The 25,456-nt window shown below is 47.6% G+C and carries 23 protein-coding genes, 1 tRNA gene and 1 pseudogene; 20 read left to right on the top strand and 5 right to left on the bottom strand.

The window, feature by feature from the left end:
* Positions 1–39 precede the first annotated feature (39 nt).
* From E4633_RS12530 to E4633_RS12560, 7 genes are all read left to right on the top strand, one after another.
* On the top strand, positions 40–1,791 hold the full coding sequence (locus E4633_RS12530) for a 30S ribosomal protein S1 (protein WP_135870609.1): 1,752 nt from the start codon (positions 40–42) through the stop codon (positions 1,789–1,791).
* 54 nt (positions 1,792–1,845) lie between these two features.
* Entirely contained in the window at positions 1,846–2,127 is a 282-nt protein-coding gene (locus tag E4633_RS12535) for an integration host factor subunit beta (protein WP_135870610.1), read from the top strand.
* A 21-nt stretch (positions 2,128–2,148) separates the two neighbouring features.
* A tRNA-Leu gene (locus E4633_RS12540) sits at positions 2,149–2,235 on the top strand.
* Between the two features lie 308 nt (positions 2,236–2,543).
* Positions 2,544–3,200 carry a hypothetical protein gene (locus E4633_RS12545; RefSeq protein ID WP_135870611.1) on the top strand — a complete coding sequence of 219 codons (657 nt, stop codon included), beginning with the start codon at positions 2,544–2,546 and terminating at the stop codon, positions 3,198–3,200.
* 715 nt (positions 3,201–3,915) lie between these two features.
* Positions 3,916–4,701: a hypothetical protein gene (locus E4633_RS12550; protein ID WP_135870612.1), complete on the top strand. Its 786-nt coding sequence runs from the start codon at positions 3,916–3,918 to the stop codon at positions 4,699–4,701.
* Positions 4,702–4,988: 287 nt separating this feature from the next.
* Positions 4,989–5,381 (top strand): hypothetical protein, encoded by a 393-nt coding sequence (locus tag E4633_RS12555; RefSeq protein ID WP_135870613.1) that lies wholly within the window; start codon positions 4,989–4,991, stop codon positions 5,379–5,381.
* Positions 5,382–5,452: 71 nt separating this feature from the next.
* Positions 5,453–7,201, top strand: coding sequence for a hypothetical protein (locus E4633_RS12560; RefSeq protein WP_135870614.1), 1,749 nt, complete (start codon positions 5,453–5,455; stop codon positions 7,199–7,201).
* Between the two features lie 326 nt (positions 7,202–7,527).
* On the opposite strand, the gene E4633_RS20600 is transcribed toward E4633_RS12560, so the two are convergent.
* Both E4633_RS20600 and E4633_RS12570 read right to left on the bottom strand, forming a co-directional pair.
* A complete protein-coding gene (locus tag E4633_RS20600) occupies positions 7,528–8,688 on the bottom strand; it encodes a potassium channel family protein (protein ID WP_198419435.1) in 1,161 nt (386 codons plus the stop codon).
* Positions 8,689–8,746: 58 nt separating this feature from the next.
* Positions 8,747–9,529: a ParB/RepB/Spo0J family partition protein gene (locus E4633_RS12570; protein WP_135870615.1), complete on the bottom strand. Its 783-nt coding sequence runs from the start codon at positions 9,527–9,529 to the stop codon at positions 8,747–8,749.
* Between the two features lie 236 nt (positions 9,530–9,765).
* On the opposite strand from E4633_RS12570, the gene E4633_RS12575 reads away from it, so the two are divergent.
* The 5 genes from E4633_RS12575 (at position 9,766) to E4633_RS12595 (ending at position 15,300) form a co-directional block, all read left to right on the top strand.
* A complete protein-coding gene (locus E4633_RS12575; RefSeq protein WP_135870616.1) occupies positions 9,766–11,205 on the top strand; it encodes a competence protein CoiA family protein in 1,440 nt (479 codons plus the stop codon).
* Positions 11,206–11,261: 56 nt separating this feature from the next.
* Complete coding sequence (locus tag E4633_RS12580; protein ID WP_162604993.1) at positions 11,262–12,398, top strand: SEFIR domain-containing protein; 1,137 nt, start codon at positions 11,262–11,264, stop codon at positions 12,396–12,398.
* Between the two features lie 245 nt (positions 12,399–12,643).
* Positions 12,644–13,792 carry an XRE family transcriptional regulator gene (locus E4633_RS12585; protein ID WP_135870618.1) on the top strand — a complete coding sequence of 383 codons (1,149 nt, stop codon included), beginning with the start codon at positions 12,644–12,646 and terminating at the stop codon, positions 13,790–13,792.
* A gap of 131 nt (positions 13,793–13,923) precedes the next feature.
* The gene (locus tag E4633_RS12590; RefSeq protein ID WP_162604994.1) at positions 13,924–14,376 is read left to right on the top strand and encodes a hypothetical protein; all 453 of its coding nucleotides are present in this window, start codon (positions 13,924–13,926) and stop codon (positions 14,374–14,376) included.
* Positions 14,377–14,448: 72 nt separating this feature from the next.
* Complete coding sequence (locus E4633_RS12595) at positions 14,449–15,300, top strand: hypothetical protein (protein WP_135870620.1); 852 nt, start codon at positions 14,449–14,451, stop codon at positions 15,298–15,300.
* Between the two features lie 129 nt (positions 15,301–15,429).
* On the opposite strand, the gene E4633_RS12600 is transcribed toward E4633_RS12595, so the two are convergent.
* Positions 15,430–15,768 carry a helix-turn-helix domain-containing protein gene (locus tag E4633_RS12600; RefSeq protein ID WP_135870621.1) on the bottom strand — a complete coding sequence of 113 codons (339 nt, stop codon included), beginning with the start codon at positions 15,766–15,768 and terminating at the stop codon, positions 15,430–15,432.
* Between the two features lie 542 nt (positions 15,769–16,310).
* On the opposite strand from E4633_RS12600, the gene E4633_RS12605 reads away from it, so the two are divergent.
* The 6 genes and pseudogenes from E4633_RS12605 (at position 16,311) to E4633_RS12635 (ending at position 22,040) form a co-directional block, all read left to right on the top strand.
* Positions 16,311–16,808 carry a hypothetical protein gene (locus E4633_RS12605; RefSeq protein ID WP_135870622.1) on the top strand — a complete coding sequence of 166 codons (498 nt, stop codon included), beginning with the start codon at positions 16,311–16,313 and terminating at the stop codon, positions 16,806–16,808.
* 267 nt (positions 16,809–17,075) lie between these two features.
* Positions 17,076–17,939, top strand: coding sequence for an ArdC family protein (locus E4633_RS12610; protein WP_135870623.1), 864 nt, complete (start codon positions 17,076–17,078; stop codon positions 17,937–17,939).
* A 205-nt stretch (positions 17,940–18,144) separates the two neighbouring features.
* Positions 18,145–18,486, top strand: coding sequence for a hypothetical protein (locus E4633_RS12615; protein WP_135870624.1), 342 nt, complete (start codon positions 18,145–18,147; stop codon positions 18,484–18,486).
* Positions 18,487–18,944: 458 nt separating this feature from the next.
* A pseudogene (locus E4633_RS12620) lies at positions 18,945–19,310 on the top strand (JAB domain-containing protein); the annotation flags it as partial.
* A gap of 816 nt (positions 19,311–20,126) precedes the next feature.
* Positions 20,127–21,170: a tyrosine-type recombinase/integrase gene (locus E4633_RS12630; RefSeq protein ID WP_135870627.1), complete on the top strand. Its 1,044-nt coding sequence runs from the start codon at positions 20,127–20,129 to the stop codon at positions 21,168–21,170.
* A gap of 252 nt (positions 21,171–21,422) precedes the next feature.
* Positions 21,423–22,040 (top strand): hypothetical protein, encoded by a 618-nt coding sequence (locus E4633_RS12635; protein WP_162604995.1) that lies wholly within the window; start codon positions 21,423–21,425, stop codon positions 22,038–22,040.
* A gap of 21 nt (positions 22,041–22,061) precedes the next feature.
* On the opposite strand, the gene E4633_RS12640 is transcribed toward E4633_RS12635, so the two are convergent.
* The gene (locus tag E4633_RS12640; RefSeq protein WP_135870629.1) at positions 22,062–23,249 is read right to left on the bottom strand and encodes a TerC family protein; all 1,188 of its coding nucleotides are present in this window, start codon (positions 23,247–23,249) and stop codon (positions 22,062–22,064) included.
* Between the two features lie 581 nt (positions 23,250–23,830).
* Here E4633_RS12640 and E4633_RS12645 point away from each other — a divergent pair.
* Positions 23,831–24,202: a hypothetical protein gene (locus E4633_RS12645; RefSeq protein WP_135870630.1), complete on the top strand. Its 372-nt coding sequence runs from the start codon at positions 23,831–23,833 to the stop codon at positions 24,200–24,202.
* 22 nt (positions 24,203–24,224) lie between these two features.
* Here E4633_RS12645 and E4633_RS20990 read toward each other — a convergent pair whose 3' ends face one another.
* Positions 24,225–24,701 carry a hypothetical protein gene (locus tag E4633_RS20990; RefSeq protein ID WP_135871586.1) on the bottom strand — a complete coding sequence of 159 codons (477 nt, stop codon included), beginning with the start codon at positions 24,699–24,701 and terminating at the stop codon, positions 24,225–24,227.
* Positions 24,702–25,001: 300 nt separating this feature from the next.
* Between E4633_RS20990 and E4633_RS12655 the strand changes: the two genes are divergently transcribed.
* A complete protein-coding gene (locus E4633_RS12655) occupies positions 25,002–25,448 on the top strand; it encodes a fibronectin type III domain-containing protein (RefSeq protein ID WP_135870631.1) in 447 nt (148 codons plus the stop codon).
* The last annotated feature ends 8 nt before the right edge of the window (positions 25,449–25,456 follow it).

Below are 25,456 nucleotides of genomic sequence, written 5' to 3' on the forward strand. Positions count from 1 at the left end.
GATTTTATACGGAGATTACACGAGGGGGTACAGTTTTCGATGGGTGAAGAAAAACGCAGCTTCAAGAAAAAAGATATGCCGATTAGGCGGTTACACGATAATGACGAGGAGCTGGACCAGGCCGAAGGTGGCGAGTTTGCCGACCTTTTCCAGGACAGCCTGAGGCAGCCGCAGAGCGGCGAAGTGGTCAAGGCCGTCGTGGTCCAGATCGAGCAGGACGTGGTGCTGGTCGATGTCGGCTACAAGTCCGAGGGTGCCATCCGCATCGCCGAGTTCATCGACGAGAACGGCGACCTGACCGTCAAGGTCGGCGACGAGGTGAACGTCTACTTCGAGCGCGGTGAGAACATCCGCGGCCACATGGTCCTTTCCAAGAAGAAGGCCGATTCCCAGGTCGCTTGGGAAACCATCGCCGCAGCCGGCGAGGGTGGCGTAATCGAAGGCAAGATCACCGGCAAGGTGAAAGGCGGCATGACCGTAGACGTCGGCGTCGAGGCGTTCCTCCCGGCATCGCAGGTTGACCTGCGTCCCGGCGGCAACATGGACCGCTTCATCGGCCAGACCTACCAGTTCCGCATCCTCAAGCTGAACAGAAAGCGCGGCAACCTCGTGCTTTCCCGCCGCGTCCTTCTCGAGGAGGAGCGTGACAAGGCAAGGACCGAGACCCTCGCGACCCTGAAAGAAGGCGACATCGTGGACGGCCAGGTGAAGAACATCGCCGAGTACGGCGCGTTCGTCGACCTGGGCGGCGTTGACGGTCTCCTCCACGTCACCGACATGTCCTGGGGCAGGCTCGGCCACCCCTCCGAGATGGTGAAGGTGGGCGACACCGTGAAGGTGATGGTCCTCAAGTACGACCGCGAGAAAGGGAAGATCTCCCTGGGCCTCAAGCAGACCGTGCCCGATCCGTGGCTCAACGTGGGCGAGCGTTACAGGGAAGGCGAGCGCGTCAGCGGCAAGGTCGTGAGCCTCACCGACTACGGCGCATTCATCTCCCTCGAGGACGGCATCGAAGGCCTGGTGCACGTCTCCGAGATGTCCTGGACCCGCCGTGTGCGTCATCCGTCCGAAATCCTCAAGGTAGGTGAGGACGTCGAGGCGGTGATCCTCGGGGTCGATCCGGGCAACCGCAGGATCTCCCTGGGCATCAAGCAGACCGAGGTGAACCCCTGGACCGTGATCGGCGAGCGTTACCCGGTCGGTACCAAGATCGAAGGCCAGATCAAGAACATCACCGACTTCGGCGTCTTCATCGGCATCGAAGACGGCATCGACGGCCTGGTCCACGTCTCCGACATCTCCTGGACCCGCCGCGTGAAGCACCCGGGCGAGCTCTTCTCCAAAGGGCAGACCGTTCAGGCCGTCGTTCTCAACATCGACGTCGAGAACGAGCGTCTCTCCCTCGGCATCAAGCAGCTGGTTCCGGATCCGTGGGAAGAGATCCCCAGGAAGTACAAGCCGGGCTCCAAGGTCAACGGCAAAGTGACCTCCGTGACCGACTTCGGCATCTTCGTCGAGATCGAGGAAGGGATCGAAGGTCTGATCCATGTCTCCGAGATCTCCTACGAGAAAGTCGCTTCCCCGAAAGACTTCGCCAACGTGGGCGATGAGCTCGAGGCGGCCGTCCTGAACGTGGACATGGTCGAGAAGAAGATCGCCCTCTCCATCAAGGCGCTGCAGACCGCGATGGAAAAAGCCGAGATGGCCTCCTACATGGGTAGCCAGGGCGAGGCAACCTCCAGCTTCGGCGATCTCCTCAAGGAGAAGCTGAAGAAGAGCACTGAAGAATAGACCAGTCACTTCGCCGACTGAGTAATCTAATAGTTTTTTGACTGAGGTGTTTAAATGACAAAGAGCGAACTGATCGACAAACTGGTGGAAGTGCGTGGTGCCCTCACCCGCAAAGATTCCGAAGCAGTAGTCTCCATGGTATTCGACGCCATGAGCGAGGCCCTCACCAAGGGGGACAAGGTAGAGATTCGTGGCTTTGGCAGCTTCACCATCCGTGACCGCGAGCCGCGCGAGGCCAGAAACCCGAAGAGCGGCGAGATCGTCAGCATTCCGAGCAAGAAAACCCCGTTCTTCAAGACCGGGAAGGACCTGCGCGAGCGCGTGAACAACATCTAGCAGCAAGTTGAACGGGAATCGGCCCGGATGGCGGAATTGGTAGACGCAAGGGACTTAAAATCCCTCGTTCGCAAGGACGTGCCGGTTCGACCCCGGCTCCGGGCACCACGATAACAACCGAATAACATTGAGTAAAGAAGAAGGGCTATGCTAAACACATAGCCCTTTTCTTGTATCATTACCTGGTTGTTGACGCAGATGTTGACGCAGATGTGAAGCGCAGTAAGAGTCCCTTGGTCTAACATCCTTCGGCTGGCACCACTAAATCCTTCGGATTTTGTACCAATTCCGCCATGTGTAATAGAGAGCAGAACCAGCTCGCAATTAATATGAAATCGTTATTGAATGTAATGACCTGTAGCGTTAGAGTACAGCAGCTAGTGACAAGGCATCCCTGTATGCAGGAGGCTTAAACAATGGTGCAATGGAAGAGGCTGAGGCAGATTCTTACTCTTGATGCATGGCCTGCTTGGCTGCTTACTGGCGGGCTATGTTGTGCTTGGTTGATATCATATTCGACCGCAAAGCATTTGACAGACCAAGTCCTCTACGCAGGTACCTTCCTGCAGGCAATTGGTCTGGGGGCGGTTGCTCTTGGCATACATGACCTACAGAAGGCATTTGGTAAACCATCGTTGGCAGCCCACATGGTCAATTGGTTGCATAACCTCAAGGCCTCCTTAAGCAAGCCTGTCCCTGTCAGGGGGACACTAACGGCTGAGAATATGTGTGTTGAGGTCAATATTGAGGGAGCTGCACTAACCTCTACGTCCGAAGCGACAATTGAGGATCGAGTTAAAGCATTAGAAAAGGCCTTAGCTGACTTACGAAAGGAGCATAATGAGCAGGTCGGCGAGATAAGAACCAACATATCGCGTGTAGAAGGACTGGTAAGCGCGGAAAGTGTTGACAGAAAAAAAGGTGATGTTGAGCTTTTGGAAAAAATAGAAGTGGTTGCTGTAGGTGGCGTTAGACTGGAAGCGATAGGAGTCGTATGGCTGTTTTTAGGGGTTCTGTTGACTTGTATACCCAGGGTGATAGCCAGTTTCGTTCCGGTTCAATTCTCCATGTAATTGTCTGATGTCTGCCGTGACTGCACCCAAAGGTGAACAGCTATCACGTTCTTACACGACGGCGTTGCACAACTGCTGGGTCCACGGAAAACAGTTGGCGTAAATTAAAAAACAAAATAATATTAGAGTGTTACATTAGTGTAGGGTCGTAGGGTACTACTTTTATGCGATAAGATGCCTGCGAGAAAGTAAAAGACTCTTTCAGTCTCGTTTGCATCTCACCAGTCTTATTAGCCATATAGTAGTTATGGAAGTGCTGCTCTGACTGGTTTTCTCTTGTACCGTCACTGTACGGTTATTGATGGTCGCCTGATCCTTGACGCCAGTTCAATTACGACGCCGCTTCGCTCCTGGTTGGGTAGGATGTTGTGATGTGGGAATGTTAGAGGAGAGACTGTTGGTAGTTGTGACCTATGGTCTGGCTGTTGATGTCATCGTTTGACTATGATATTGGTGTCCTGTCCTGTTGGCCTGGAAGGGCTATCAACGCTTCGCGTTGTTCGGCCTCAGTCGATCATTTGCAAGCAAACGATCTCTTTCGGTCCGATCTCAGTAATGCAGGTAAGTATGCATCTGTCCTTGTTCTTTGGGTAGGTCTTAAATGTGGATAAGTGGTAGGTTTTGCGTCAAAATGCGTAGCAACTGGATATAACTATTTGATCTTATGACCTTTGCAAGGGATATGTACTCCCTTTGTAGGCTTCGAGAGGATATTATGGGCCGTACTGGTGAGGATTTTTCGGAGGTTTACCAAGCTGTTAGGGGCAAGGTTAAACATGCAGATATAATCAAGGGAATCACTTCAATCCTATCAAAGAACTATAAGGCTAATGGCCTTGATCTGCCCCCACTGGCCCTTACTGAACTGGTGGCTGTTCTAAAGCAGGAGGCCATGCCTGTTTCTGCTAAGAAAGTTGATTTTAGCTTGCTTCAGAAATTGGTTTTCTTTCAATGCGCCTTTTATGCCCTTAGTGGTGAAGAAGATATAGAGGTTAAGGGCAAATACCTTGATGTCTATGCAAATCACATTAAGCTTTATAAAACCTTAGCTCGTGATACAGGGAAACTGTTCAATCGAATTGAAGTGCCTTTGATAATCAACCTTTCTCTTCCATTGAAAGAGACACAAAAAAGGTTGGCTAAGGTTACTGAGGTTGTTGCAGGTATTTACTATAAATGTGTTGAAGAGGCCATACTCGAATGTGATTTGACAGGTATAATGCCAGTTTGGACTTTTCACAAGGATGTAATTGGAAATGAGGTTGAATGGAGTAAAATACTTAGTGATTGGGGTGTTTCATATTATATATATGATTGCCTATACAATAAAAATAAGTCTAAAGTTAACATTATTGATGACTTGAAGCACAATAGCCTTATCTTTCCTAATCCTAAAGATAGTCCCAACTCAATTCACAAGCTTGATAGCTACGTCGATAAAGCCGAACGGTTAATATTGACGACCCAACAGGGAACGTTCCCGGCAACTCTTGACGTGTAGTATATTCCTCTCCTTTGTTGTCCCCACCACCATCATGCTTCTGTAAATGGCATCCCTTTAATGGTTGTTCTCCCTGCCTGCTGTTCTGCCGTGCCTCCTGTAGCTCCCATCCCAGTTTAAGCCCGAGGGTTGTAATTCGTGGTTACCCTCCAGCTTCTACAATGACCGCCGATCACGATGATGTTATCAATAGGTCACATGAAAGGCACTGGCAAGGGACCACGAACATTAACCGCAACCATCATCGGGGTGAGACCTGGAGATGCAACCAGAAAAGGAGATATATAATGGCAAAAGCAAGCGCAGTAGCAACTATCGCAGACGTAAAGAGAGAACTGGCTAACCTTGACGCAGCAGTGGCGAAAGACCCGAGTTTGGAGGGCTTGATGGGCAAGAAGCTATGGGTGGTCGTGGACAACCTCACCATTAAGGATGGGGTAACTAAGGACCTTAAACAGGCCTATACCAACGGCGAGAAGTGGCATGCCGTCAACGCTAAAAAGAAGTTGTACGGTTGTACAGATGACAATGAGCAGGAGAAAATAAAGGAATACATCCTGGGCACTGACGCTTATGCACGCCATTATGGTAACCCTGATACAAGGGCCAAGGTAGAAAAGTGGTTGGCTGACATGTTCCCTGAGCATGGCGACAACGCTGGTGGCCCTACCCAAGGGTAAACTATTGCGCCACATCATGAACCGAATAGCCCTGTACCGGAAGGTATGGGGCTTTTTCATAGGAGAGGATAGTGGAAGACTTTGATGATGTTGTGGATCTCGATGCCGAAGATGTTGCTGGTGATGGTATCGTTTCCACGCCAGCGGATTACAAGAACTCCAGGTACATAGAGTACAGCCGATGGAGCGACCATAAGGAAGTCAATCTGATGGTGAGGGTCCTCGTGTCTGGCATGAAAAAGAGGGAGGCGGCCAGCTACACTATGAACATGAAGGTGGTCATTATAAACCTGTACGACTCATGGCTGTCTGATCCCGAACAGTTCATCGCTTACCACAGGCGCTACGATCATTACAATTTTAAACTCAAGTCCGGCCAGGATAACCGATATATCAAGAACCCTCATGTAACAGCGAAATGCTTCGTCGGTAGTGTCAATTATCTTTTGAGCGAGGGGTACATCGAGAACAAGGAGGGTGGCCGCTTCTATGACGAGGCGAAAAACACGTACTATGGTTACTTGTCCCGGATGAGAGCAACTGACAAGTTGGTGGCATTATGGGGTGAGTATGGAGTGTCACCGTTGATGATAGGCCGTTATGCAGAGGAAGAAGTTATAATCCTCAAAGATGTGCAGATAGAGAAGAAAATCAATGGGAAAAAGAAAAAGATCAAGAATGTGGTCCAATACCCTGATACCCCAGCTACTAGGATAATGAGGCGGAAGGTGCAAGACTACAACAGGTTTCTTAACCGGTTTCATGTAGACATTGATGTGGAATGTATGTTCCAGACTGACAAAGAGGCATTCGCTAAAGACCTCGATGGACGTAAGAGGATGAAGTATGAAAAGATCAGGCTAGGCAGTAAGCGGGTTTATAGGATATTCAACAATAACAGGTTTGATCAGGGTGGCCGGTACTATGGTTCTTTCTGGATCGGATGCCCTAGTACACTCAGGAAGTACATAACAATAAATGGTATGAAGACCATAGAGCTTGACTACTCAGGGATTCACATTCAGCTGCTGTATGCATTGAAAGGGGTTAACTATGCTGCACTGGGAGAGGACGCATATAGTTTAGTCGAGAGTGATCCAGATAGGGAGTTAAACAAGTTGATATTACTCACAGCACTGAATGCTGAGAGTGACACCGCCACGGCTCAATCTATATTCGACCAGCTGAGAAGAACCAAATTGCTGAGTAAAAAAAGCATAACAAGTCATGAACCCATAAAGGCCAAACTAGATCAACTCAAGGAGAAACACCCTCTTATAGCCAGTTATATAGCAGAAGGATATGGTATCACCCTTCAGTATTATGATTCTTGCGTAATAGAAAGATTGATAGAGTGGGCTGTTAGCCATAATATACCGGTCTTAACCATTCATGATTCAGTCATATGCCCTGTGCAATATAAAGACTTTATTAAAGATAAAATGTGGCAGTTCTATAGTGACTTCATCAAAGACAATTTTGGTATAGATATTAGCTATAAGAGTATCCAGCCGAACGCCAGGCCATTCTTTAACAGCCAACTTGAGGTAACCAAATATCAAATGCCTCAGTACAATTATATGTCTCTACATAATTTAATATGGAACCTAGATCTGACTAAGTACCAGTATAAGCAGTATAGCTACGGCAAGAATACCATTATCAATATTAAGGCTGATGCAAGGGAAGGCGAATGTACTCAAAAATGCAATCATTATAGGAGAGTACGGTCATTTCTAGCAGAAGAGTACGTATATCTAAGAGATGTAACGGTTACACTAATTGAGACGGATGGATATAGAGATCTATTAATAGAGTAGAGCAATATAGAGATAAATAGAGGAGGGAACTAGAGCTATGACTAATAGGAATGGGATATATAAAGGATCGGCTTACATTACTGGAAACTACTCGCGTTAACTCGCCGAAATCATATGGATTCCGAATTTTCGGGGTGGCATGGCGGAGGCGGCAGATGGGCGACGATGGGGGGATGACTTTCAGTGGAACCTAGCATGTTCCCGGGAGCGTGAAATCCGGACAGAGAAGGGAGTTATATAAGGGCTAACAGTCATAGCCTTAGACCATGCGTCGATCGCTGATCCTGTTTACTAGCGAGGAAACATAAGCTATAGCGGCTATGACATCATTCAACATATTTGCGGGTGAGGCTTACTAAGAATGCACTAACAAGCAATACCCCAAAGAATCCTTCTGATATAGCCAGCCATCGGGCTAGGCCAAGGGGGACAATGTCACCATAACCTATTGTTGTAAAAGTAACACCTGAGTAATAAGCTGACTCTGGTAATGTCAAACCTCTTCTAATTGAGCCAACTACACCTGGTGCCATAAATTGCAAGCACGGCAAAGAATATATCCATGTAAAGGCCGATATGACAAAGGCCATTATTAGGACTATACGGCTGGGTTTAAGCAATGCACCGCTTACTCTGTAAAGAAAAGAAGACAATAGTGACTGCTCTGATGAAATACTTTCTAGATAACGTATGTGAGCATAAGTATCCCGATCAAGTTTTACATCAGAATGTTCAAGAATGAACTTATATGTTTCGTTTCTTGCTACTCTATGGCTTTGGGCAGACAGCTTGTCAAAGTCAAGCGAGGCATTGAACTTCAAGAAGTTGAAGTCGTTTACTATCTTGGTCTTTAATCGATCATGCAGGAATGAAGGTAATTTGGGTAATACCAGCTGAGAGCTTGAGAACACAACTTCCTTAAAAGTGTTACCAGATATTTGCAAGTATTTTATGCAATTGAAGTAGGTTTCCAGGTTCGCAATTTTTGAATTTTCGACAGTAAATAAGCCGAGATTGCAATTGCTCATGTGCAAATCATTGGCAGTCGATCCTGAAATACGAAGATTGGGGCAGTTGACTGATTCAATAATGATTGACTTTGGTTCGTCAACATTGATTATGAGGTTGCCTTTAAAGACGCAACTGTCAATGTATATATTACGTACCTTCTCACTATTATATGCAATAGAAAGTTCACCTACGAATACGCAGTCGTCAAAGGAAATATCATAGGTGTCTCGAAGGCGAATCTTAGGAATGTCAAATATGGTCCGGATGTAATCAACCTTTGCATCGTAAATCCTTTCTTCTCGATCTAGCCCTATGTCCTCCTTTCTGTAAATCTTGAAGGGTATTTTGGAACTCTTGCCGTAGTGACACTCGATGTACGCCCTAAGGTCTGATTCAGTAAAAATTCCCTCGTCTTGTAAGAGGGATTTTAGCTTCCGGTTGTCAGTTCGAGCAAAGTCCTCAGGTCTGGTCGCCATTACACCTCCATCCATCATACCTAAGAGTATTGAGCGAGTATCGGTGCGCCGATATAGCCTAACTCTCTATATTTTGTAGTTTATTCTGGATTACCTGCAACAACTCTTGTAGTTTCCCTACCACCGCATTCCTATCATCACCAAGGATATTAAGGTCTATGCTCCTGATGCACTTAAGGGCGGAATCTGTAGAGGTGATAGCCTTCTTCGTCTCACTAAGCCTAGGTCTCTTGATCTCCTTCTTGGGCATACCAAGGGAGGCAATAAGAGCATCATAAGCCTTCTTCTGAGATGTCGGTCTCTTGATCCTGGCAATCTTGAGTAATTCCCCTCTACTTAGCTCCTTCCTACCTCTAGCATCCTCTCTGATCTCCTCTGCCAGCTTCATCAACCCTAGTATGTCAGCTACAGTGTTCTGGGCCTTGCCGATTAGGTTCCCAAGCTGTTCTTGGGTATGGGTGTACTTGGTCTGGAGGTTGTGGAGAGCTTCAGCCTCATCTACAGGGTGAAGGTCTACCCTCTGAATATTATCAATTAGTGCAACCTCGTCGTAACGATCACTGTCGATCCTCATGGCCGGTATGCTCTCTCTACCCAAAGACCTAAAGGCCCTCAGTCTTCTCTCTCCAGATACCAGGATGTTGTTCCCGTTCTCGTCGACTCGGAACAGGACAGGGTAAAGCAGCCCCTTATCCTTGATGGACTTCTTGAGAGCATCCAACTCCCCTTCATCGAAGTGCTTCCGAGGCTGGTCAACATCTCTGTGAAGAAGGTCGATGCTGATGTCGTGAATCTTGCCTTTTCGATAAGCCTTGCTTGTTTCTTTGGCCTCGGTAGTCATGAAGCATCCTCCGTTAGGTTTGAAATTGCAGGTACGCAATATACACAGTCTCTCTTGATTTTCAATATTAAGTTGATGGGGAGTAAAGGCCAGGTGCTGAAATTGAGCGTTATCTAACCAACCCTTTCCTAGGAAAGCGATCCATGATATAACCAGCCCCACCAGTTATGTAGACAGGAGAAATCAGCACGACAGAACAGCAGATGGGGAAGTGGGATAATTAGAGGTGTGATGATATGACAAGGTATAGCAGCAACAAGGACGCCGAAGATGTCGGTTGCTATGGCTTGGTTGGCGGTTTTGCTAGGAATTTACATACCAATGAAATGTTCTCAGCTGAAGAGTGCTCCGCTGCCGATGGGCCATTCTATTGCACCTCCTGCTTTTCTGACGCAGTAGTAAGGAAGTGTATTGAAAAAAAGGACCATTTTGCACATAAAGCACGTTTGAGTCCTGTTTTTGAAAGCGGTGAAAGTGACCTTCACAATAAGTGTAAAGAAGAAATATGTAGTGCCTTAGTATCTCTTGCTCCTGAAGGTAAATGGGAAACAGAGCGGACTATTAGTCCTAGTAAAAAACTAGGAACACTGGAAGTGCGGCCAGACATCAGCGGACGAATCAAGGGGAAACCTGTAGCAATCGAAGTGCAAGCAAGTGTCCTCTCTCTATCCAAGATTGTCAAAAAGATGGAAACATATACAAAGTTAAACATTAATACTGTCTGGGTTATTCCTCTAACAGAGGCTTTAGGGAAACTGCCCTTTAGGCCCAGACTGTTTGAACGATATTTTCATAGCATGTATTACGGGCGGATATATTACTGGACAATAGGAAGTGGTGCCGAAGTAGATACGGTTCATCTAGGGATTGCTGGACGAGATATGGAATACAGAGAGTGGTATGAAGATGGTGAAATGAGAACCGCTGGAGGTTATTTTAAACCATACAAGATTGTAAAAACTCCGGTATACGGCAGAAAGATAAATCTTTTTAGTGACTTCGATTCCGATTTGCGCCAGGAGTTCATTCCATACAATGTACGTAAAACAATTCCAAAATGCTTATTGTGGAAAGATACCCTTAGTACTTGGTGGAATGCAGATGAAGAAGGCAAATACACAGTAGACTATTTCGAAGACGTATATTTTGATATGAAGCTCCCTGTGTCCAATCTGGTCAATTCATACCAGCCTATTCGTAATAGTTTTCATCCGTTTCGCACTTTAACCGTAGCACAGTGGGCTATTTTCTTTGATTCAATGGGAATCAAATATGAATACAAAAAGAAAAAATTTCAGCTCGATGATGTAGCATTCGCACCAGATTTCTGGTTGCCACAGGTAGGAATGTGGGCTGAAGTGGGTGAGAGTAAATTATCAGAGGCAGACTGTGAAAAATGTCAAAGAATTTGTAATATTAGTGGTGACCGATGCTTACTGTTAGAAGGGGCACCGAAGCGCAGATCTTATTGGGGGCTAGCTCCTGAGGCAGAAGACGAATTCTACCCTGACACTGATTATCTACTAATTTCAGAATACCTTCATTCCGAGAGCAGGTTCTATTGCGGTACAGGATATTCTAGAGAGACTCCAGCGAAAAGCAATGATTATGATTTTGGAGATGATTACATAGCGGCTGTAGAGCAATCGAGGTTGTTGCTGAAAAGTCTTTTATAAAAAGGGAATCAACCTAGATATGCCATTAGCCTATTAACGCCTTGCCGGGAGGGGATGTGGAGACTGATACTATCAAGACCTTTATTAGTTATTCTCATGATACAGAAGATCATAAAAGGCTTGTTTTATCGTTTGCTAATCAGCTGAGGAAGCAGGGTATAGATTGTAACCTCGATCAGTATGTCGAATCTCCTGAGTTGGGCTGGATCAAATGGATGGAAGATGAATTGGAGTCTTCAAGATATGTTCTAATTATATGCTCTGAGGGATACCATGAAAAGTGGAATAATAACGAGTCTTGCTCTGGAAGAGGTGTCAAGTGGGAGGGTGCGATCATTTCAGAGGAAATTTACGAACAAGCGGGGCGGAACAATAAGTTTATTCCAGTGATTTTGGGGGATTCCAATATTAGATTCATCCCAAAGGTGCTAAGGAAATACACTCACTATGACGTGTTGAGTGATGACCGATATAATAAGTTATACAGAAGACTAACGCAGCAGCCTTCGATAGCTAAACCGAAATTAGGTAAAGTTATTCCTTTCCCTGCGGAGAGAGTTAGTGCTGGTTTTAAAGCGCAAACCATTTTACACCCGGAGACCTCACCAAAGTCGAATGTAAAGCAAACATCTAAAGGTAACAACAACGTACAGGTCGGCATTGTAGCTGGTGATTTCAATATTAAAGGCGCTTGCAACGTTAAAGTTGAACGCCTTCCTGTCATTGGAACAATTGGTGCTAATCCTTTACTGAAGCAAGCTATAGTTGAACGCTTTAATAAGCTCGGAGAGGAAAGAGAAAAACGTCATGCCAAAAATGCATACACAGTTATGTATAATAAGTTCAAGACCGATTTTGAAATTAAGAATAACAAGTGGACTGTGATCTGGGATTGGCCTGAGTCTACGGCAAATGTAATTATCGAATACCTAGATTCAAAGTTCAAAAACACTATTGCAGGAAGGATAACAGGAGCAATTGAGACGGGTACTCTGGTCCCTTCTAAGGGGCATTTGTACGCAAGGGAAAAACAACTTTTGTTGCAAATCGGACTTGATATCTCTCACCCAACAGTAAAAGAGTCATTGGAGAGATACTTTGGTGTTAACAGCCACACAAAGTTATCAAGAATGCAACACTGGCAGTGGAATTTGTATCTTGAACGGTATATCGAAAACTTGATAAATGAGTAAGATTCCCAATCAGGTAGTTAGAGTATGCAACATTTTTTGCGTTACAATTCATAATTTCTAAAAGTCAAAGATCCTCTATCCGCTCTTCCAGTACAGGGTGTTAAAAGTCAATTGTACCTGAGATGCTCTGCTGTGGCGTTTAGCTATCCAGGATGGAGTGCTTTCACGCTGTGTGTTCACGGTATATGTACGCCAGCTAGACTACATTTCCGCCTACGTCCAATGGTTCAACTAAGGAACTATACATGGCTATTGATCTCAAGTTGTTGTCGACTAAGCTGATTCATATGAGAGAAAGTCATGACCTTTCTGTAAATGATGTGTCATCTCGTACCGGAATCCCGTTGCAGCGCGTAGCTGGTTTTGAGTCTGCGGAGCTAGAGCCAAATGGGGATGAGGTATTGATCATATCTGATCTTTATAGTTGCGATTACAAATATTTTATATCAAATGAGAAGTTTGCTTCTATCGATAAGGCGGACCAGCTCTTTAGGATGCTTGGTAATTCTGTGTCCCCGGAAGATAAGCTTTCCATAAGCCAGTTCTTAATGCTTTGCGAGAACGAGCATATGCTTTCGAGCCTCCTGAGCCTAGGCTCTGGAGGTATGCCCGCCTTACCTTCGCATATTGCACATGATAAGTTTTATAAACGACAAGGTCAGCATGCTGCTATGCATTTTAGGAAATCCATGGCGCTTAATGACCTTGCCATTGTCCCAGATGTGTACAGTCTTGTCCGAGACTTGGGTGTTCATATATTCCGAAGAAAGCTTTCCAACTCGAATGTTTCCGGAATATTTCTAAATCACCCAGAGATCGGACTTTGTATTCTTGTAAACTATGAAGACGACGTATTCAGGCAACGTTTCACGGTCATGCATGAGCTTGGACATGCTGTCTTCGATAGTGATTTAGAATATGTTATCTCTGGTAATGCTAGCAAGTGGTCAACTGATAAGCTGAGAGAAATAAGAGCAGACAATTTCGCTGCAACCTTTCTTTGTCCTTCGGTTATGGTGGAAAGGATACCTGATCCTGCTAGGTGGTCGTCAGAAAAGGTGGTGGACTTTGCTAGTCGCCTCCGTGTAAGCGCCTCTGCTTTGGCTATTGCGTTAGAGAATAATGGGCTTATTGATGAGCGGACTACCGAATTTATCAAATCGGTTCGTATCCCTGCCGAGCTCAAATTAGACCCTGAGCTAGAAGGGCTAGAGTCACCTGCTAGAGAGCGAAAGCTGCGCATGCTTGAGCTGGGATTGTCCTCTACCTATGTCAAGCTTTCAATAGATTGTTACTATCACAATTTAATATCCATTGGATGTTTAGCCGATATGCTGTTAGTTGATCAGTCTGAGCTTGCAGATATCGCTGAACTGTATAAATTTAGGTTGTAAGCATGGCGTTAATATCTAATATAGTGAATACATTTTATAGATTTAGCTCAATTGATACCTGCGCTGTATGGCATCTTATTTCTTGCAGTAGACTATACACTGTGACTTGCGAAAATGGATGCGAGTTTGTGATGTCTGGTTTTGTCGAATATGAATGTCTGTATAAGCCAAGAAAGGGGACAGAACGTAACGAGCTTCGGGCGCGCCTGGCAAGAGAAAAGAAACTAAATAAATTCGCAACTGTAAATATGGCAATAGAGGATTTGCAAGAAGTCTCCAGGCTCGAAGAGCGAAGAAGGTTAGGCCGAGGGGAGTTATCTGCTATTGCAATTGCAAAAAAGCTTAACCTGGGCCTTACTACCGATGATAGGAAAGCGTTCAGATTAGCTCAGGAGGAATTGCCAGATCCTATAAGAGTCCAGACCATTCCACAGTTGTTAGGGTGGTTGTTGTTTATAGGTGTCTTAACTGATGGGGACGTTCCTAATATCATTAAAGAACACACTGATTTGGGAGGATCCCATCAATCTCATTTTGAAGAGATTTACCTCGAGGCAATGAGATGTAAGCTCGCCAGTAACTAATTCAGTCTTTAGCGAAATTGCAATGGTTCATAGTTGGTGATTCTAGGCCAAAGGGTAAAGGCTGGAGAACTGATGGATCTCAGAAAGAGCAAAACCTTTAATTTGTTGGTACAGGAATGTCATCTCGCAAAAAATGCTATTCTCTCGTCGTTTGATTTACTGTTGGCGGCAAATCAGTACCAAGATAAAGATGGATATTTTTATTCCGCTTTTTTTCATATGACAATTGGGTTCGAAAGATTGATGAAGCTGGTGATAGTTTCTGATTATATGCTACGTAGTAATTATTTACCTCCGAGTCAAAAGGTGTTGAAAGAGACCTATAGGCATGACCTAGCTACTTTGTTCAACGATACGCTTTCTATTGCTAATAAGTATTTAAATAACGGTTATGACAAACCCTCAAAAGATTCACCTAAGATAGATATTTTAAATTTCCTGGCAAAGTTTGGGAACAAATCAAGATATTATAACCTCGATGTGCTTTGCAATGCGACAACAGAACAAAGCCCCATTGATGAGTGGGTATCTATTTTGTATAGGCTTTACGAGGAGAATGTTTCAGCCGCAAAGAGAGAGCAAACAGGCCTTAAACTGCTATATAGTTTAGATAATACGGTAACTGGTAATAGGTATACGTGGTATTTGAATTCTTTTGGTCACCCTATGACCACTTTTGATGTATTGCATGCCCAATTGGTAGTCAGTAAGTCGGCTCCTATAGCCATATGGGAGGTAATTGAATTGTTTAGCCCATTGTATCATTTGCTGCATGAAATAAGTGTACGGGCTTCCAAGTATGAAATCGAAAATAAAATAGCATTAGCGGTGATGCCACACTTTGAAGATTTCTTTTATTTCTTCTTGAGTCGTCGCCCTGATGCCTTGCGGAGAAAGAGGTGGCTTACCATCTTCAATAGTTAAAATATTGTTTGCATTGCCTCATTTTGTGGTTTACCTAGCTCTCCTAGTCATATTGTCCACCAGCGCCAAATGCATTCTCTCAATTTCCCGATCTTATAAGCATAACGCCATGAGTCAGGTGGAATGGTCCTACTTCTCTCCCGCCCTCACCACCAGCTTAACTAATCCCTCCTGTATATCCTCATCCTCAAGGCTCCTAAAACCCTTTATTAGTTTCTTTTCCCTATCAGATAGCGGTGGTCTCTCGAAGGTATACTCCTCGAAGAAGGCAGAGGCAGATACCTTAAGGGCACTGGCTACCCGTTGAAGCTTATCGGTATTGAGCATGGTACTACCATTCTCATACTTCTGAATCTGCTGAAAAGAAACGCCTACCATCTCCGCCAGTCTCTCCTGGCTCATACCTGCATGCTTTCGCAGTACCCTTATCTTTTCACCTATTTCCTTACTACTCAAAATCTTACCCATGGCGATTTCCCCTGGCGGGGACGATACAACTATGGGTTGTGGTGATCTACCAATTAGAATTAGATTAAAGTTGAAAAACTCTAAGTAGGGTTGTATGATTGCGCTTCTTCATGACTATGACTGCCGTAGGAGAGAGAGGCATGACATCAAATGTTTGCAGGCAATGCGGCACCATGTTTAATCTTTCGTTGAAGAGCTGCCCTAACTGTAATGCATTGGCTGTATGGAAATCAGGCGATAGCTATACTCCGCCATACAATTCAAATGGTTCTCCTGCTTTAAGCAACAAGCCTTGCTGTACAGTTCAAGAACCCAGACCTGCCCCTCGCAAGAGTTCTACCAGTCAGGCTTCATTCAGTGAAACTGTTGGTTGCTTCGGGATAGTCTTGTGTTTCATCGGTTTTGGCCTGTCTATCACTATGCCGCATGTAGGAATACCATTTTCTGCTGTACTGTACGTAATAGGACGGTCGATATATTGGGAAAGTGGTGGTAAGTAAGTTTAATCAAAATCTGAAATTACATACTACGAGGAGGCGGGGATGATTCAGGTAAACGTACAGAATATTTATGAGGCAATGCTTGCCGACGTACTGTTTGATTTGGAGAAGATTGATGTGTCTATAGACACTGAAAGTAATAAATTTCCACAGCTACGTTATAGAGTAACTGTACTGGAAAAGAATGGTGACACTTTTAAGGTTAATGTTGAACATAAAGGTATTAAATCCAACTTCAGTACATTCTGTCTCAAAGCCGAAAATAACGGAGCATCAGCTTCGATACACATTGAAGGTTTTTCTAATGTACAAGCCATTGACCCATTTAAAGGTAGTGAAAGTGTCTTGAACAAGCCTCTTCGGGAGGAGTTCAAAGTTGACTCCATTGGCAACTATATCAAGATACAAAATGGATATTCTGTTTTCGTATCAGGCTGTACAGTCAATGGAAAAGTCACCAATGATATAAAACGCGATATGACCGAATTTCTTGCCTTGGTTTTCGGATATGGTTCACTGCCTAACTATATAAATTTTTGAAATAACGGCATCGGTGGGAGGTTGGCGTTCTTGCCATGTGACGTAATCAACTGCATAACAGAATGTTACTTATACCTGTGCTGATTACATTGTCAGGTCGATAGGCAGAGTAAATTTGTAGTAACAGAAAAGTCACCATTCCGAACCCCGGGGGGCAAAAGGAGCCATGTCTTAACAAGATGTGGCTCTTTTTGCGTTTAAGGCTACCAGATCAGACCAATCGAAGAAGTCAGACACTAATGGTAAGCCGGTAGAAGGAGAAGCATTATGTGTAAGACTTATGACGTGATCAACAGCAAGATGATGGTGTTGTTAGAGCAAGGTACGGTACCATGGAGGAAGACTTGGAATGCGGAGAGCAACATGCCCAAGAACCTTATAAGCGGTAAGGAGTATAGAGGTATCAATGTCTTTATGCTTGGCTGTATGCCCTATGCTTCACCCTACTGGTTGACCTTTAAGCAGGTCCAGGATCGAGGTGGACATGTAAGGAAAGGGGAGAAGAGCACACCTGTCATCTTCTGGAAGTGGATCGACAATAAGGATGCTGATACCAAGACCGGCAAGGTGCCCATGCTCAGGTATTACAGCGTCTTCAATGTAGAGCAAGTGGAAGGGATCACATCAACTCCACCACCAGAGGCCATTAACAATTCCTTCACACCCATAGACAGGGCCGAACAGATGCTCTCCTGTATGCCTCTGAAGCCTCAAATCCACTATGGAGGTAATCAACCCTCATACTCACCTGTCCTCGATTACGTCAAAATGCCTGTAGCAGAGTCCTTCGAGTCACCAGAAGAGTATTACTCCACCTTGTTCCACGAATTGACCCATGCGACGGGCCATGCATCACGGGTCGGACGTAAAGGCATATTGGAACCGTCATTCTTTTGTAGCCATGAGTACAGCAAGGAAGAACTGGTAGCCGAGATGGGAGCAGCCTTCTTGTGTGGTGTTGCCGGCATCGAGCAGAACACCTTGGAGAACTCAGCCGCATACATACAGGGATGGCTTAAAGCTCTTAAGAACGATAAGACGTTGCTGGTACATGCAGCAGCCCAGGCCCAGAAGGCTAGCGATTATATATTGAACAGGAAAGGAGGTGAGGAAGAAGACCAAGATGACTAAGTAAACATGGACCTTCGGCGGTCCTTTCCCCTATGTAGACTATGATGCCCTACCTGATGTAATCCCTCCATCCTCTCCTCTATAACTCATCCCGATTCGAACTAACCCACTGTAATTACAGGTTTAGTAAAAATTCAAACTCGTATGTAAGAAGAGCTAGGCGTTCAAGCTATTGGCTTTTTCTATTTCAAAGGAGGAAGACCACATGACACCGATCATTCCAGAACTCAAGCTGTTTACCACCAACGACAGCACCAGCATCCACATTGACAGCCTTATCATCGGATATAAGGGCAACCATTACCACCTTCCGGGAGGGACCAACGATACCATCCATCTGTTTGCCGAGAGTATTGCCCTATATGCCCTTACGATAAATGAGGCTATGGGAACTATGGCTCTAAACGCCTTTATGGTACCTGAACCAGACCCGATTAACAGTATTTACCTACATTCGCTAAAGGAGATCAAGGGCCTATTGGGCTCTGAATGGGAGCGGTTATCAGTCCTCGATATAACCCAGGAACTCATTAACTATTTGATATAGCGCCTCTGGCAATCTACCTTTCCACTGCCCCTGTTGATAAGTCCTCTAATCCTGTGGATATCGTCTTAGGTTGTAACGTAAGAATAGGCACTTTTACGTCTTGCACATTTTCTGCACATTTCTCCAACTATCTGTAATTGCATGTCAATGTTTATTTGCATAACGGAGGTGAGGAGGTGCTGTATGCAGTTTTAACTATCACCTTGTAACAAATATAAGGAGGTGGATAAGTGACTAAAATCATGTGGTGAAAAACGGACATCTAAGGTCAGTATTTCACGCTGTTAGCATCAAACATTAAAACTATTGGAGGAACCACCATGACAGTCGAAACGCTATTCGGACCAGAGGAAGCACCAGTAGCCAAGCCACGGGCCATTAAGCTCAAGACGATTAAAGCCGTGTACCAGACCATTACCGTCAGCGACACCATCACCGATTACCTTAGACCCTACAGGCGATACACCTCTGCATCGGAAGTCTTTGATACATTCCAGTTCCTGAGGCAGGAGACCAAGGAGTACTTCATAGCCCTTCATCTTGATGGTAAGAACAGAGTGGTGTGCGTGGATATGGTAAGCACTGGCAGTTTGAACCAGAGTATTGTCCATCCACGGGAGTTGTACAAGACAGCACTTCTCTCATCGGCAGCAGCCATTATTCTCATTCACAACCATCCTACCGGCGATCCATCACCATCAACTGAAGACCGTGAAGTAACAAGACGATTACGCGAAGCAGGAGACTTGCTAGGTATCCGAGTTCTGGACCACATCATCGTTGGGGATTTCTACTACTCATTTGTCGAGGGAGGTCTGATATGAAATGTGAATACTGCGGAAGGACATTAAGGGAAGGAGATACGATACATGGTCTTAAGTATGGGACGTTGACCCACTCAGGATTCAAGGCAGCATCAGATTCAGCAGTGACAGTGATATGTGGGACTTGTGGAAATAAGGTCTACCAGATGGTGTACTCCTCACTAGACACCAGAGCATTGAGTTACCCGACCATGTTAAAAATGGTAACGGAGCTAACCTCTCTGATGAAGAATGGATACAAGCTGATTCAGCACATCGCTAGCCTCCCCGCAACAGACCAACGCGCACTTTACCATTTGGTAACCTCAAGTAAGCAACCTCAGTAATACCCTACCAGCCAATCCCGCCACATACTAGCCAGTTCAGTATCTTACCTGATAAGAACTGGTCCTCAAAAGTCTCATCGTTCGACATGTTTTCAGCCCTATATTGCACAGCTTTCCTATAGACCCTGCATCTAGCGAAGTCCCAAAAGCAGTAGTTCTCCACCATGAAATTCTTAGTGACAGGCATTTTAGGGAGGTTGTCGTTCGGAAAAGGACAGGCGCTGATATAGGTGCATCTCGACATGCTAGACCTCGGAGGAGGAAGATTAGTTCGCACTATAACAAAAGTGGAGATTTGGTCAAGTTAATTTGAGCGCTGAATTAAGAACCCATATCCTTACCTGCCCCATTAGCTAAAGTCCCGTCAGAAGCAAAATTTGGAAGCCGAATAGTCGTTCTCATTACTCATTAATCCCACAACTAATAGCAGCAGGACAACTAAGGGCCATAAGGCTCTTTTTTTATGTCCAAATCAAAAGGAGGTATCAACATGGCAGTCTACAAGCGCGGAGATAAAGGTGTGTTCTATATGAATTTCACGGTTAACGGGGTAAGGGTCTTTAGGAGCACAGGCAAATTCACAAAGAAGGAGGCTAAGCTGGTTGAGGCAGTAGAGAAGAAGAAGCTAATGGAGGATGCTGCTCTTTCGCCCAGGGAGAAGAGGGCACGTATGAAGTTCTCCGAGGCAATCAAGAAGGTCTACGATGAACGGTGGAAGAATAATAAGGATGGGGAGAAGTCCTACCGTAACATGGTGTTGGTGATGGGGATCATAGGTGATCTCCCTATCAGCAAGATAGACGAGGACATAGTAGCGCATCTGGTTGTAATGATGGAAGGGAAAGGGAACAAGCCAGCCACAATCAACCGTAACCTCGCAGGATTGAAGACCGTACTCAAGCACCATAAACAGCCGTGGGATCATATCAAGCTCAAGAAGGAGACAAAGGGAAGGATACGGGTACTGTCCAGAGAAGAGGAGAGTAGGGCCGTGGAGTTGTTACGTGGTACGACCCATAGGCAGAGAACCCATTATCCTGAGATTGCTGACCTCGTCGAAGTATTGGCCGATACGGGGATGAGGTTGTCGGAGTTACTGGACCTCAGGTATGACGACATCAGCTTTACCAGCAACCTCATCTCTATATGGATTAATAAGGGAGATAGGCCCAGAAGCATACCGATGACATCGAGGGTAAGAGCCATACTCGAAGCGAGGAAGGTTACTAATCCTGAGAAACCCTTTACTATAGATAAGTACCAAGCGGATAATGGTTGGAAGTGGGTACGGAAGGAAATGGGCCTTGACAAGGATTCCGAGTTCGTATTACATGCCTTGAGGCATACATGTGCCAGCAGGATGGTGAATAGAGGTGTGGACCTGTACGTGGTCAAGGAGTGGTTGGGCCACAGCAGTATTCAGATAACAGAGAAGTATGCCCACCTAAACCCTGCGAAGTTGGCTCATGCCGCTATGTTCCTTGAAGATGATGCCACTACTGCTGACGCAGATGTTGACGCAGGTAAGGCATAATGAATGCAGATAGTAGCAGTAGTGTGGATATGTAACTGCTTGAAGATAAAGGGGTATTGCATGCATGATAAGCTCGTATATGCTCTTAAAATCCCTCGTTCGCAAGGACGTGCCGGTTCGACCCCGGCTCCGGGCACCACGCATACCCGAAAGTTGAACACGAAGAGGGGCCGCCTAAAGCGGCCCCTCTTTTTTTCAGTGCTGTCCCCGATGGGAACGACAGCCTCAGCCGAGGCGATGGAAGAAACGGTCATGGAAAAAGGTGCACAGATGATGGTCAAGGGGTGCGATCCCGGTGGGTGTCAGGCCCTTTGCTGCTATGACGGCGTTTATCTCCTGCCTGGGGAGGCTGAGCTGATCCGCGCCGTGGTGCAGAGATACCCCGAGCACTTCCCGAACCTCCCTGAGGATTTCATCGTCAACGGCGCGTGGCCGGATGGGACCGAGGGTGTAAAGACCGCAACGCGGCCATTCGCCTTTTCAACAGACGATTTCCCACTCCACTTCAACCAAACCAAGTGCGTCTTCGCCACCGCGGATCACATGTGCCTGCTGCAGGCGCTGGCCGTCGAGTTCGGCGTTCACAAGTGGACCTTCAAGCCGACCGCCTGCTGGCTCTTCCCGCTTACCATCGAGGAGGGAGAACTGGCTCCCCCTCCCATGCCCGGCGAACCCGACCCCGACTACGTCGATGCATCCTACCCAGGCTACGTCACCTTCGTTCCCTGCGGTAAATTCACTCCGGGTGGAGAACCCTGGCAGGAGGCGTTTGCCGAGGAGATCGCCTTCTTCGAAACGGTCGACCAGCTCCCGCTCTGGGCCAACCGCGGCCTCCCCCTGGAGGAGATCATCGAGCGCGCAAAGCTGTAGTTCAACTTTTCCCCCCTTGCCTCAACCGCCGTGCCCCTCCGTGCCGCGCGTTTTCCAGATCGAGTATGCAAACCCGCCTGCAAGCAGCCCCACCGTGATCGCCAGCGACCACGATGCCGGGAACTTTTCCCACCCCATCAGATTGGAGACGAACACCTTGGAGCCGATGAAGATGAGGACCAGGGAAAGTGCGTACTTAAGGTAGGCAAAGCGCGCCATCATGGCCGCCAGGGCAAAGTAAAGGGCACGCAGCCCGAGAATTGCGAAGATGTTGGATGTGTAGACGATGTACGGATCGGTGGTGATGGCAAATATCGCGGGAACGCTGTCTACGGCGAAGATCACGTCGGCAATCTCGATCATGAGCAGGGTGAGGAATAACGGCGTGAAATAGGTGACCGACTTTCCCGACCTGGGATCGGGGAGGCGCACGGTGAAATCCTGACCGTTAATGGAATCGGTCACGCGCAGGTGTCGCCGCAGCCACCTGAGCAAGGGATTGGCCGCCAGATCCGTTTCTTCCTGGTGCGTCAGGAATGCGATCTTTCCCCCGAGCAAGGCCGTCGCTGCGGTGAGCAGGTAGACCGAGGCCTGGACCGCGACCCCTTCGCCGCTTTCCGCCATGCCGACATAGGCGGCGAAGCCTAGGGCGGTACAAACCAGTGCCCAGGCAAAGGCGGCAGCGGTACGTGCGCCGCGGAACGACCCGAGCACCGCCTGCGCTCCCTCGGTCAGCACCAGCAGTTTGTATCCGGTCAGCAGCAGAAACAGCGCGAAGATGTAAAGCACCCAGCCAAACTGGGAGACGAGGGTGGCTCCAAGCGCTATCATGATGGCGCGCAGGATGATGACCCCCAGGATGCCCCAAAAGAGCACCCGATGCTGGTATTTCCGGGGCACGGCGAAGAAGGAGAAGATCATGGCGATGACGAAGATATTGTCCATCGCCAGCGATTTCTCGACGACGAACCCGGTCAGGTATTCCAGTGCCGGCTCCTTTCCCATCTCGAACCAGATCCACCCACCGAAGGCGAGTGCGATGGTGATGTAGAAAGAGGAAAGCAGCAGACTCTCCTTCACGCCAATCTCATGCTGGTCCTTGTGCAGCACTCCAAGGTCTAGTACCAGCAGTACGAGCACCACAGCAACAAAGACAAGCCACATCCAGATCGGTTTGCCCAAGAATATCGTCGCAAGAAGTAGTTCCATGGCATGTCACCCCACTCAAGAATAGCGGCCGCGCCGGTCGCCTTTGACCGGTACCGGGACGGGGACCGGCGGCAGCACGACGGGTAACAATGAGTCCAACCACTCACGGATGCGATCCCCTATCTTCGTACCTGTGTCTTTCATCGACCTCTTCATTTTTACTCCTCCGTCGGCATGTCTCTGCCGTGGCATAAAAAAAAGACCTTTACCCGGGCATGTGCCTGGATAAAGGTCTTGTTGGCGTTCTGCTGCTCCGGGTCCCGGGCCTTAGGCCGTATTGACGAGAACCGGATCGGTCTTTTTCGGTGACCGATAACTACTCCCCTTTATTTACTGCCAATGTAATAAATGACCGTTTGTCATGTCAACGGAAATCGGTTTATGACTCAGCAACCTGCCCCGAGCATACCGGCACAGGTGGAGTGCAATCTGTTTCACCTGTACGACGCCTCTTTGCACCCCTTCGGGCCGTGGTAATGCGGTAACTGCGCGTAACTACGTGTTCAGGAACGGGCCATCTCGTTGGCACGTCTTATGTAAAAAGGAGGTGCAGTTGCAAAAAACATCAAAGGAGAACCATCATGAAGAGAACAATGGCCATTTATGCAGTGACAGCGCTTACCCTGCTTTCCTTTGCCTCCCAGGGCATGGCTCGCGGCGGGATGGGAGGCGGCTCTGGGCACGGCTCCGGTATGGGCTCCGGGCACGGTGCCGGCATGGGGTCCAGCGCAGGTGCCGGGACGGGCACAGGTGCCGGGATGGCCACTGGTGCAGGGATGGGTGACACCCATCACGGGACCAACGCCTCCGCGTCCATGACCGGCCAGGCCATGTCGGCCACGGCGACTATGAAACAGTCGACTATGCAGCAGTCCATGAAGGACAGGGCTCTCGCACATGCCGCCATGCACGAGCCTGCGGCACCAATTCCTTCCACACCCGGCAATTTATAGCGCCGCCACAGCCCAGGCAGTTTTACAGCCCTGCCCCCTTACGGGGGTAGGGCTTTTTTGTCAGCACTCTGCCTGTCTGTTGGCGGGAGGACGTGCGCAGTGTGCAAGAGGTCTCTCGCAGTGTGCAAGAGGTCTCCCGCAGTGCGCAAGAGGTCTTCCGCAGTGTGCAAGAGGTCTTCCGCAGTGCGCAAGAGGTCTTCCGCAGTGTGCAAGAGGTCTTCCGCAGTGTGCAAGAGGTCTTCCGCAGTGTGCAAGAGGTCTTCCGCAGTGCGCAAGAGGTCTTCCGCAGTGTGCAAGAGGTCTTCCGCAGTGTGCAAGAGGTCTTCCGCAGTGTGCAAGAGGTCTCTCGCAGTGTGCAAGAGGTCTTCCGCAGTGCGCAAGAGGTCTTCCGCAGTGCGCAAGAGGTCTCTCGCAGTGTGCAAGAGGTCTTCCGCAGTGTGCGAGAGGTCTTCCGCAGTGTGCAAAGGGTCTCTCGCAGTGCACAAGAGGTTTCTCGCAGCGCAAAAGGTCGCCTTCAGCCCAGCATGCCGGAGGCTTTTTTTGAATTGGGGTTGCTAACTCGGCGCCGCTCAGTATACTCCCTTTTTGTTAAAGAAAACCAATTCAAACAGGAGGCGACATGCAAATACCAACTGCGTACCGGAGGATGAACGCCGTCGCTCTTATTAATGAGCTGGGTTCGGTAGCCGCTGCAATGGAAAGTAACGCCGCTTTCAAAAACGGAATACCTCAAGGCGTGGCAAGTGCAGCCGAGTTGCTGACTACCAGAGAGAGGCTCAAGTACGCCCATGAGGGGTCATTGACGCATGATTCGATCAAGATCCAGGAGCGCAAGGCGGCGGAGGCGGAAGCAGTAAAAAAATTGGACACGGTGGCGGCATACTACAACCTCGCTGCCGTGAGTGATCCGAGCGTAATTCAGTACACAGGCTTCACCCCCAATGCTCCGCGCAAGGGGGACCCGGCGCTGTTGATGCCGCAAGGGGTCGCCATATACCAGGGGCCTGTTTCGGGTAGTGCCGCTATCACGGTGAATCCGCTCCCGGGGGTAATCCTGTGGGAACTGAAGGTGGGAGAAGGGGACCTTTCCATTGAAAGCAACTGGCGCCCTCACGTTTTCAACGCTGGTGAAACGATGGTGGTCCACGGCTTGACCGTCGACCGGGAACACGGCTTTCGGGTCAGGGGGCACAACCGCTCCGGCGCGGGGCCGTGGTCGCCGCCGGTCACCTTCTTCCTGAAATAGGACGAAAT

Source organism: Geomonas terrae (assembly GCF_004791675.1).
GTDB classification, from domain to species: Bacteria; Desulfobacterota; Desulfuromonadia; order Geobacterales; family Geobacteraceae; genus Geomonas; species Geomonas edaphica.

Coding starts and splice junctions, on each gene's coding strand:
- E4633_RS12590 (WP_162604994.1), top strand. CDS start 13,924: ATGTCTGGTTTTGTCGAATATGAATGTCTGTATAAGCCAAGAAAGGGG.
- E4633_RS12535 (WP_135870610.1), top strand. CDS start 1,846: ATGACAAAGAGCGAACTGATCGACAAACTGGTGGAAGTGCGTGGTGCC.
- E4633_RS12570 (WP_135870615.1), bottom strand. CDS start 9,529: ATGACTACCGAGGCCAAAGAAACAAGCAAGGCTTATCGAAAAGGCAAG.
- E4633_RS12600 (WP_135870621.1), bottom strand. CDS start 15,768: ATGGGTAAGATTTTGAGTAGTAAGGAAATAGGTGAAAAGATAAGGGTA.
- E4633_RS12610 (WP_135870623.1), top strand. CDS start 17,076: ATGTGTAAGACTTATGACGTGATCAACAGCAAGATGATGGTGTTGTTA.
- E4633_RS12630 (WP_135870627.1), top strand. CDS start 20,127: ATGGCAGTCTACAAGCGCGGAGATAAAGGTGTGTTCTATATGAATTTC.
- E4633_RS12545 (WP_135870611.1), top strand. CDS start 2,544: ATGGTGCAATGGAAGAGGCTGAGGCAGATTCTTACTCTTGATGCATGG.
- E4633_RS12575 (WP_135870616.1), top strand. CDS start 9,766: ATGACAAGGTATAGCAGCAACAAGGACGCCGAAGATGTCGGTTGCTAT.
- E4633_RS12605 (WP_135870622.1), top strand. CDS start 16,311: ATGATTCAGGTAAACGTACAGAATATTTATGAGGCAATGCTTGCCGAC.
- E4633_RS12640 (WP_135870629.1), bottom strand. CDS start 23,249: ATGGAACTACTTCTTGCGACGATATTCTTGGGCAAACCGATCTGGATG.
- E4633_RS20600 (WP_198419435.1), bottom strand. CDS start 8,688: ATGGCGACCAGACCTGAGGACTTTGCTCGAACTGACAACCGGAAGCTA.
- E4633_RS12635 (WP_162604995.1), top strand. CDS start 21,423: ATGGAAAAAGGTGCACAGATGATGGTCAAGGGGTGCGATCCCGGTGGG.
- E4633_RS12555 (WP_135870613.1), top strand. CDS start 4,989: ATGGCAAAAGCAAGCGCAGTAGCAACTATCGCAGACGTAAAGAGAGAA.
- E4633_RS12530 (WP_135870609.1), top strand. CDS start 40: ATGGGTGAAGAAAAACGCAGCTTCAAGAAAAAAGATATGCCGATTAGG.
- E4633_RS12595 (WP_135870620.1), top strand. CDS start 14,449: ATGGATCTCAGAAAGAGCAAAACCTTTAATTTGTTGGTACAGGAATGT.
- E4633_RS12585 (WP_135870618.1), top strand. CDS start 12,644: ATGGCTATTGATCTCAAGTTGTTGTCGACTAAGCTGATTCATATGAGA.
- E4633_RS12550 (WP_135870612.1), top strand. CDS start 3,916: ATGGGCCGTACTGGTGAGGATTTTTCGGAGGTTTACCAAGCTGTTAGG.
- E4633_RS12615 (WP_135870624.1), top strand. CDS start 18,145: ATGACACCGATCATTCCAGAACTCAAGCTGTTTACCACCAACGACAGC.
- E4633_RS12645 (WP_135870630.1), top strand. CDS start 23,831: ATGAAGAGAACAATGGCCATTTATGCAGTGACAGCGCTTACCCTGCTT.